General features: G+C 64.2%; 2 protein-coding genes. One reads left to right on the top strand and one right to left on the bottom strand.

All coding sequences use genetic code 11. The features are described 5' to 3' along the window. Positions 1 to 188: 188 nt before the first annotated feature. The gene (norR, locus tag OO306_RS21850; protein WP_085272626.1) at positions 189 to 1,739 is read right to left on the bottom strand and encodes a nitric oxide reductase transcriptional regulator NorR; all 1,551 of its coding nucleotides are present in this window, start codon (positions 1,737 to 1,739) and stop codon (positions 189 to 191) included. Positions 1,740 to 1,893: 154 nt separating this feature from the next. Here norR and hmpA point away from each other — a divergent pair, with 154 nt between their 5' ends. After that, complete coding sequence (gene hmpA / locus OO306_RS21855) at positions 1,894 to 3,072, top strand: NO-inducible flavohemoprotein (RefSeq protein WP_027595502.1); 1,179 nt, start codon at positions 1,894 to 1,896, stop codon at positions 3,070 to 3,072. The last annotated feature ends 96 nt before the right edge of the window (positions 3,073 to 3,168 follow it).

Here is a 3,168-nt window from a genome sequence, read left to right on the forward strand (position 1 = left end):
GGATGCTCCCTGCTGGTGTGCGGCTACACTGGCTCGGCTTCAGCGAACCAGGGCCGGCGCAACGTCAATGCAACGTGTTGCGCTCAGCCTCGACCATGACGGCCGTGATACCGGTGGTTAGGGAGATATAGCAGCCCAGCGAGAAGCAACCAGATGGCTTTCTGGGTTAATCCTTTTGTAGGTAAGCCTCAGCGAAGCCCCAGCCGACGCGCCAGCCGACTGAGGTTGGCGCGGTCCAGGCCGAGTTCGCGCGCGGCGGCGGCCCAGTTTTCCGCGTGCCTTTGCAGGCAGTTTTCGATCACTTGGCGTTGATAATGGTCCACGGCTTCACGCAACCCGCCATCGGGCAGAGGCGCCTCCAGCAGCGGCGAGGGGGAGGGCAGCGGGCCCGATGGGGCAGCGGCGCGCAGGTCCAGGTCGATGGCCTCAAGGGTGAGGATGCGCGGCCGTTCCGGGTGCTGGCCGAGCGCCTTGAGCGCCGAGCGGCCGATCAGGTGTTCGAGCTCGCGCACGTTGCCCGGCCAGTCATAGGCGAGCAGTGCAGCTTGAGCGTCGCTGCTCAGGCGCAGGCTGTTCAGGCCCAGGCGCGAACGGTTCTGTTCGAGGAAGTACCCCGCCAATAGCAGCACATCGCGCCCACGTTCACGCAGCGGCGGAACGTGCAACGGGTACACGCTCAGGCGATGGTAGAAGTCGGCGCGGAAGTTGCCGTTGCGCACTTCTGCAGCCAGGTCGCGGTTGGTGGCTGCGATCAGGCGGACGTCGACCCGGTGTTCGCGGTCCGACCCCAGGCGTTGCAGCTGGCCACTTTGCAGCACACGCAGCAGCTTGGCCTGCACGGTCAATGGCAACTCGCCGACCTCATCAAGAAACAGCGTGCCACCATTGGCCAGCTCGAACTTGCCGAGGCGTTCGCCGTGGGCGCCGGTAAAGGCGCCGCGCACGTGGCCAAACAGCTCGCTTTCCACCAGGGTATCGGGCAAGGCCGCGCAGTTGAGGCTGACCAGCGGTTTGTCGGCACGGTTGCTGGCCTGGTGCAGGGCTTGGGCGACCAGCTCTTTGCCAACGCCGGTCTCGCCGGTGATCAGCACCGTCAACTCGCTGCCGCCGACCAGGCGTATCTCTTCCACCAGGCGCTTGTGTGCCGCACTCTGGCCAATCAGCTCCTTGTCCTGGGCACTGGCCTGGCGGTAGAGCTCGGCGCGATGGTGTTCGTCCTCTGCGCGCAGGGCCAGGTGCTCGATACGCTCGGCCACGGTCACCGTGGCGGCAGCCAGGCTGGCGAAAGCCTGTAGCGCATCCAGCTCAAGGCTCTGGAACTGCCCGGGGGTCAGCGCGTCCAGGGTCAGCAGGCCCCAAGGGCGCTCATCGACCATCAACGGGCAGCCCATGCAGTCATGCACTTCAAGCGTGGCATCCGGGGCGTTGACCAGGCCGTCATAGGGGTCAGGCAGGTCCGAGTCGCTGGCAAAGCGGGTGGGTTGTGGGCGGCTGAGGAGGATCTGGAAGCGCGGGTGCTCGCTGACCCGAAAGCGTCGGCCCAAGGTATCGGCACTCAGGCCGTCCACTGCCAGCGGCACCAGCCACTCACCGTCCAGGCGCAGCAGTGCGGCGGCGTCGCACGGCAACAGCCCGCGCATGGCCTGAAGCAAGCGGCGGTAGCGTTCCTGGTCGCTCAGGTCGCGCGACAAGTCGCTGACCAGGGGGAGGAGGGCAGTGAGCAGTGGCTTTGCAGTCATAGGGACTCCTTTTGGTCATTATGACTATACGCCCGAGCGAGTCGTTTTGACATGACACCCGTCAACGCCCTGATTTTGCTGGGTATAAAAGTTGGCACGAATGGTGAAATACCCAAGGCAATCATTCGAAGCCATAGGCTCAGGAGTCGTTGCAATGCTCACTGCCGAACAACGTGCAATCGTCAAAGCCACTGTCCCCCTGCTGGAAAGCGGCGGCGAAGCGCTGACCACTCACTTCTACAAGATGATGCTCAACGAGTACCCGCAAGTGCGTCCGCTGTTCAACCAGGCCCACCAGGCCAGCGGCGACCAGCCACGTGCGTTGGCCAACGGCGTGCTGATGTATGCCCGCCATATCGACCAGCTCGAACAACTCGGCGGCCTGGTCGGCCAGATCATCAACAAGCACGTGGCCTTGCAGATTCTGCCGGAGCACTACCCGATCGTGGGCAGCTGCCTGCTGCGCGCCATTGAAGAAGTGCTCGGCAAGGACATCGCCACCCCAGAGGTGATCGCGGCCTGGGGCGCCGCGTATGGCCAGCTGGCCGACATCCTCATCGGCGCTGAAGAAAGCCTCTATAAAGAGAAGGAGCAAGCCGCCGGCGGATGGCGTGGTACCCGCGAGTTCCGCCTGGTACGCCGCGAGCAGGAAAGCAGCGAGATCGTCTCGTTCTACTTCGCCCCGGTGGATGGCAAGCCAGTGCTCAAGGCCGAGCCAGGGCAGTACATCGGCCTGCAGTTGTTCATCGACGGCGCCGAGCAGCGTCGCAATTACTCGCTGTCGGCCCTGTGCGACGGCAATGAATACCGCATCAGCGTCAAACGCGAAGCCGGTGGCAAGGTGTCCAACTACCTGCACGATGAACTGGTAGTGGGCAAGACCCTGCAGCTGTTCCCACCAGCAGGCGACTTTACCCTGGCCGCCAGCGACAAGCCGCTGGTGCTGATCAGTGGCGGTGTGGGGATCACCCCGACCCTGGCGATGTTGCAGGCGGCACTGCAGACCCCGCGTGAAGTGCATTTCATCCACTGTGCGCGTAACGGCGCCGTGCATGCCTTCCGTGATTGGGTCGACGGCCTGGCTGAGCGTCATCCACAGCTCAAGCGCTTCTACTGCTATGCCGAGCCGCAAGGCGGCGCTGCGGCCGATGCCGTGGGCCTGCTGAGCGAAGACCTGCTGGCCGAGTGGCTGCCACGTGAGCGTGACGTCGATGCCTACTTCCTGGGGCCCAAGGCCTTCATGGCGGCGGTCAAGCGCCAGCTGAAGGGCCTGGGTGTGCCGGAGCAGCAGAGCCGCTACGAGTTCTTCGGGCCAGCGGCAGCGCTGGAGTAAAATACCCAGCAGTCCTAGCTGTTGTAGGAGCAGCCTTGTGCTGCGAAGAGGCCGGTGATCTCAGAAGATGATCTGAGCCATCACCGGCCTCTTCGC

The organism is Pseudomonas sp. DCB_AW (genome assembly GCF_026240895.1).
In the GTDB taxonomy this organism is placed as follows: Bacteria; Pseudomonadota; Gammaproteobacteria; order Pseudomonadales; family Pseudomonadaceae; genus Aquipseudomonas; species Aquipseudomonas kermanshahensis.